Source organism: Robbsia betulipollinis (assembly GCF_026624755.1).
Classification (GTDB): Bacteria; Pseudomonadota; Gammaproteobacteria; order Burkholderiales; family Burkholderiaceae; genus Robbsia; species Robbsia betulipollinis.
Map to the genome: position 1 here is coordinate 1 of NZ_JAPMXC010000033.1, position 1,121 is coordinate 1,121.

At 59.9% G+C, this 1,121-nt stretch carries 3 protein-coding genes; 2 read left to right on the forward strand and 1 reads right to left on the reverse strand.

Features of this window, described 5'->3' with window-relative positions:
• Both OVY01_RS22930 and OVY01_RS22935 read left to right on the forward strand, forming a co-directional pair.
• Positions 1–181: transposase domain-containing protein (locus OVY01_RS22930; protein ID WP_267844776.1), on the forward strand; the 181-nt coding region annotated here is incomplete at its 5' end.
• A 254-nt stretch (positions 182–435) separates the two neighbouring features.
• Complete coding sequence (locus OVY01_RS22935; protein ID WP_267849957.1) at positions 436–828, forward strand: hypothetical protein; 393 nt, start codon at positions 436–438, stop codon at positions 826–828.
• Between the two features lie 112 nt (positions 829–940).
• Here OVY01_RS22935 and OVY01_RS22940 read toward each other — a convergent pair.
• Positions 941–1,121, reverse strand: a 181-nt coding sequence (locus tag OVY01_RS22940) for a transposase domain-containing protein (protein WP_267844776.1), incomplete at its 5' end; no start/stop codon positions are given.

Here is a 1,121-nt window from a genome sequence, read left to right on the forward strand (position 1 = left end):
CGGCGGCCACCGGGCAGCGGCGATGTACAGCCTCATCGGCACGGCTAAACTTAACGGCCTCGACCCCGAGGCGTATCTGCGCGAGGTGCTCACGCGCATCGCCGATCATCCGGTCAACCGGATCGATGACCTGCTGCCGTGGACGCTGATGGGTTCAACGCCCGCGTCAACGCGCGTCTAAAAATACGTCCCCGCTTACGAAAATAAGTGGGGACGTAACGGGCGGGCATCCCGCGCTTCATCTAGCCCGAACTCAGCCAACATCCACCAGGCAAGATGCCTTGCCTGGACGCTTACTTTCATTTCACTCTCCGTGGCTTTTGATCGCCCCACCTTTGCAGGTCTCGCGGCGATGTCAGTATTGCCTGCATGGCTCTTGTGCGTCGGCTGAATCTTGTTAACTTGAAGAGAGAAAAACGGATAGGAGGCACGACGATGGAGAACATTTTTCACGCAAAGCATGTATGGCCCGACATCGCACACGAGTGGGATGGCGGAGATCCGTACGAAGCAGACGAGCCGCCGCCCGTCACTCCGATCGTGATCCGCGCCTTGCCCGAGGTTTTCTGTGATGCCGTGATCGCTGACATCGGGAATGTCGCACGTTCCCACACGCCTGGTTGGCTAAAAAAATGGGTAGGGATAGAACAAGATTTGCTGTGCGTGTACTGCGGCGCCGCCCTCTTCATTGGCAAGCCCATTGCCGGAAAACGAGTCGCCAACGCGGACGCATTGGTTCCGCACGCCCTGGGTGGCCCCTTGCGCGCGGCGGACAATGCGGTGTTGTGCTGCGCTTCGTGCAAGTCCGAAAAGGGCGTTTCGGAGTAAGCGTCCAGGCAAGGCATCTTGCCTGGTGGATGTTGGCTGAGTTCGGGCTAGATGAAGCGCGGGATGCCCGCCCGTTACGTCCCCACTTATTTTCGTAAGCGGGGACGTATTTTTAGACGCGCGTTGACGCGGGCGTTGAACCCATCAGCGTCCACGGCAGCAGGTCATCGATCCGGTTGACCGGATGATCGGCGATGCGCGTGAGCACCTCGCGCAGATACGCCTCGGGGTCGAGGCCGTTAAGTTTAGCCGTGCCGATGAGGCTGTACATCGCCGCTGCCCGGTGGCCGCCG